Annotated in this window: 5 protein-coding genes; all 5 read right to left on the bottom strand. The window is 71.7% G+C overall.

Annotated elements, in window-relative coordinates; genetic code table 11:
* Nucleotides 1-814 (bottom strand): ABC transporter ATP-binding protein (locus tag HW445_RS19720; RefSeq protein WP_180222315.1); only part of this gene is annotated, 814 nt, incomplete at its 3' end.
* Between the two features lie 38 nt (nt 815-852).
* On the bottom strand, nt 853-1,641 hold the full coding sequence (locus HW445_RS19715) for an ABC transporter permease (RefSeq protein ID WP_180222314.1): 789 nt from the start codon (nt 1,639-1,641) through the stop codon (nt 853-855).
* On the bottom strand, nt 1,638-2,411 hold the full coding sequence (locus tag HW445_RS19710; RefSeq protein WP_180222313.1) for an ABC transporter permease: 774 nt from the start codon (nt 2,409-2,411) through the stop codon (nt 1,638-1,640). Before HW445_RS19710 ends, HW445_RS19715 begins: the two co-directional genes overlap by 4 nt.
* Nucleotides 2,408-3,373, bottom strand: coding sequence for an ABC transporter substrate-binding protein (locus tag HW445_RS19705; RefSeq protein ID WP_180222312.1), 966 nt, complete (start codon nt 3,371-3,373; stop codon nt 2,408-2,410). Before HW445_RS19705 ends, HW445_RS19710 begins: the two co-directional genes overlap by 4 nt.
* 377 nt (nt 3,374-3,750) lie before the next feature.
* On the bottom strand, nt 3,751-4,415 hold a 665-nt coding region (locus HW445_RS19700), incomplete at its 5' end, for a hypothetical protein (protein WP_180222311.1).

Genomic DNA, 4,415 nt, shown 5'->3' with positions numbered 1-4,415 from the left:
ACTCCTTCCCCACGCCCGTCCCCGGCGCCCCGGGCGCCGCGGACGCCGATCCCCGCTTCGCTGCCTGGATCTGCTCGTAGACCCGGGTCCGCAGCTCGGCGAACCTCGGCTGCACCCTCGTGTGCAACTGGTCGCGCTCCACGGGGAGATCGACGACCAGCTCCTCCTGGACCACGGTCGGAGAGGCCGACAGCACGACCACCCGCTCGCCCAGGTACACCGCCTCGTCGATGTCGTGGGTGACGAACAGGACGGTGATCCCGCGCTCGCGCCACAGCCGGCGCACCAGGTCCTCGAGGTCGGCCCTGGTCTGCGCGTCGACCGCCGCGAACGGCTCGTCCATCAGCAGCACCTGCGGCTCGTAGGCCAGCGCCCTGGCGATCGCCACGCGCTGCTGCATGCCGCCGGACAGCTGCCACGGGTAGGCCTTCGCCGCGTCCGCCAGACCGACCGACTCCAGTGCGTCGGCCACCAGCGCCCGGCGCCGCTCCTTGGCCATCCCCTTCTGTTTCAGCGGCAGTTCCACGTTCTGGCCGACCCGCATCCAGGGGAAGAGGCTGCGGCCGTACTCCTGGAAGACGAAGGCCATGCCGGGTGGCGGACCGGTCACCCGGCGGCCCTCCAGCAGGACCTCGCCGCCGGTGGGAGCGAGCAGGCCGCTCATGCACTTCAGCAGGGTCGTCTTGCCGCAGCCCGACGGCCCCACCAGGCAGACGAGTTCACCGGCGGCCACCGAGAAGGTCAGGTCGCGCACGGCCTCCACCGTGCGCCCGGACCCCTCGTAGACCTTGCGCAGCCCGCGCACGTCGAGCATGGAACGCCCTTTCGCAGTCGTGTCGTTCACCGCACCGGTCACGGCGACCGCCGGGAGGAGTTGCGCAGTCCGTGGTACCAGGACAGCACCCGCCGCTCGACCAGCTGGAAGACGACGGAGAGAAGGAAACCGAGCAGGCCGAGGACCAGGATGCCGGTCCACATGCCGGGGATCGCGAACCCGCGCTGGAACTGGACGATGGCGAAGCCCAGTCCGTTGCTCGCGGCGAACATCTCGCTGATCACCATCAGGATGATGCCGATCGACAGCGACTGCCGCAGGCCCGCGAAGATCTGCGGGCTCGCCGACGGCAGCACCAGGTGGCGCAGCCGGGCCGCGCCGCCGACGCCGTAGCAGCGGGCGGTCTCGGTCATCACCGGGTCCACCGCGCGCACCCCCTCGACCGTGTTGAGCAGGACGGGCCACACGCAGCCCACCGCGATCACCACGATCTTCATCCCGTCGCCGATCCCGGCGAAGAGCATGATCACCGGTACCAGCACCGGCGGTGGCACCGCGCGCAGGAACTCCAGCACCGGCTCGCAGAAGGCGCGCACCTTCCGGTACGAGCCGATCAGGGTGCCCAGCGCCACGCCCACCACGGCGGCGAGCGCGTATCCGGACAGCAGCCGCCAGAGGCTGGGCAGCAGGTCGGCCCGGATCCGGTCGCCGTCCCACACCTCGGGGAAGGCGGCCACGACGGTCTCCAGCGGCGGCCAGTACACGTCGGTGCTGCCGGCCGAGGCGAACCACCAGACCGTGAGCAGCACGGCCGGCAGCGCGACGACGAGGAGCAGGCGCCGCAGGACGCGGAACGGCCCGGTCATACCGCCACCTCCCCGCGCACGGACTGGTGCCAGGCCAGCGCACGGCGCTCCACCGTGCGCGCGCCCACATTGATCAGCAGGCCCAGCAGGCCGGTCACCACGATCAGCGCGTACATCTCCGGCACCGCCTGAGAGGTCTGGGCGACGGCGATCCGGGCGCCCAGGCCCGGCGCGCCGATGACGAGTTCGGCGGTGACCGAGAGGATCAGCGCCACCGCCGCGGCCAGCCGCACCCCGGTCATCACATAGGGCAGCGCGGTCGGCCACAGCACGTACCGCACCCGGGCGAGGGTGCCCAGCCCGTAACTGCGGGCGGTCGCCTCGGCCACCGGGTCGACGTCCTGGATGCCGTAGAGGACCTGGATCAGGATCTGCCAGAAGGCGGCGTACACCACCAGCAGCAGCACCGACCGCAGGTCGGTCCCGTAGAGCAGCACGGCCAGCGGGATCAGGGCGACCGAGGGGATCGGCCGGAGGAACTCGACGGTCGAGGCGGTGGCCTCCCGCAGGTGGGGCACCACCGAGAGGAGGACGCCCGCCAGCAGCCCGCCGGCCACCGCCAGGGCCAGGCCGACGGCCCAGCCCGTCAGGGTGTCGCCGAGCGCGGTCCAGAAGGCGGGGTCCGAGACCTCCCGCGCGAGGGCTCCGGCGATCGTGCTCACCGGGGGGAAGTACGCCTCCTTGACGAGGCCGAGTCGCGGCACCGCCTCGCCGGCGGCGAGGAAGACCGCGAGCCCGGCCGCGCCCAGGGCAAGGTTCAGGTGCTTCACGGCAGCAGCGCGTCCAGGTCCGGGGTCCTGGTGTACAGCCCGTCCTTCTCGCCGAGGTCGCGGAGCGTCTCGATCGAGCCGCGGTCCACCTCGGCCGGCCACTTGGGCAGCGTCAGCCGGGGCAGCAGGTCGGCGGGGATCTTGGTGTAGGTGGTCAGGATCTCGCGCACCTCGTCGGGGTGGCCGTCCGCGTAGGCCAGGGCCTCCTTGGTGGCCGCCTCGAACTTCTCGACCACTTCGGGGTTCTGCTGCGCGTACTGCGCCGAGGTGAAGTACATGGCGACGGTCAGCTTGTCCGACACGTCGACGTAGGAGGAGGCCACCTCCACCGCGCCCTGGCTCTTCGCGGTGGTCAGCGCGGGCTCCACGGCCATGGCGCCGTCGATCTCGCCCGAGTCCAGGGCGGCCGGCATCTGGTCGAAGGCGATCTCGACGAACGTCACCTTGGACGGGTCGCCGCCCGCCTCGCGCACCGACTCGCGCACGGTGGTGTCGTTGATGTTCTTCAGGGTGTTGACCGCGACCTTCCTGCCCTCCAGGTCCTTGGCCGACGTGATGCCGCTGTCGCCCTTGACCACCAGCCCGCCGAAGTCCTTGCCCTTCTCGCCGGTGGTGGCGACGCCGTTGACGACGGCCTGGACGGGCACGCCGTTGGACTGGGCGATCATCAGCGACGCCATGTTGGAGAAGCCGAACTGGAACTGGTTGCTGACCACTCCGGGCACGATCGCGGCGCCGCCCTGGGCGGGGGTCATCTCCAGCTTCAGCCCGTGCTTGCCGAAGATGCCCTTCTCCTGGCCGAGATGGAGGGGCGCGACGTCGACGATCGGGATGACGCCGACCTTGACGGTGGTGACACCGCCGGACGACGAGCTCTTGTCCGACGGATCGTCGGACGAGCCACAGGCCGTCGCGGTGAGCAGGAGGGCGCCGGTGGCTATTCCGGCGAGCAGGCGACGCATGGCTACTCCTGTGCGGGAGAACGAAGGAGGGGAGGTGGGCGCGGAGCGGCGCAACCGGGTTCCGCCGCGCGGTGGGGGCACGCTTGCTGCGTGACGGTAGATCCCGCCACGGTCGAGGTCAATGGCTTGGCTGACGAAATTGTTGACACTTCGTGGGGGCGGTCATCGGGGGGTCCGCCCCACCCGGGAACACGGCTCCGATGACCGGGCGGTTCAGCGCTCCCCGCGCCTGCCGTCCCCGCGGTGTCCGCCGCACCTGCCGAGCCGTCCGCCCGGGCGCACGCGATCACCCGCGATCACCCGCGAACGCGCGCGAAGGCCCGCGAAAAAGGCCGGTTCCGCACCCCAGGGGGCGGAACCGGCCTCCGTGCCGTCGCTCAGACCTCCTTGCCGGACCCCGGCGCGGCGCCCAGCTCGGACTTCTCGATGCCTTCGGTGATCTTCCCGATCACCGACAGGTCCTCGCCCTTGTCCACACCGAACCGGACCACGACCATCCGCTTCGGGTCGGCGGGCGAGGGGAACGCCAGGGACTCCACGATCCCGTCCGGTCCCTCCTCGGTCACCGCCGACCAGCGGACCCGGTAGCCCTTCTGCCCGGCCACCGTCACCGGACCGGCCTCCAGTTCCTTGTGCGAGGTGATGGAGCCGTACGTGTCCCCGCCGTAGGAGTCCTCCACGTTGGCGGCGATGTCCGCACGGGCCACCGCCTCGGCGGGACCGTGCAGCCCCAGCCCTTCCGCAGCCAGCGAGTAGGCGCCGCCCGGCGTGCAGTTCTCGGCCGGGTTGCCCGGGCACGGGTACGTCTCGTCGACGCCGATCTGCGCCCCCGCCTCGTGCGAGGAACCCGTCCAGCCGTCCGGCAGCGGAAGGCTGATGCCGTTGGCCGGGTCCGCCACCGGCCCCTCGGTGATCTCCTCGGGGTTCTCCGGCGCGTCCTCCTCACCCGGCGCGCCGTCCTCCCCGGGCCCGCCGCGTTCACCGGACGACGAGGCCCTGGCCGGGCCCTCGTCCGCGTTGCCCAGCACCAGGACGGCCCCGA

The organism is Streptomyces sp. UH6, from assembly GCF_013421635.1.
Classification (GTDB): Bacteria; Actinomycetota; Actinomycetes; order Streptomycetales; family Streptomycetaceae; genus Streptomyces; species Streptomyces abyssomicinicus.
This window is presented reverse-complemented; position numbering and strand designations above follow the sequence as displayed.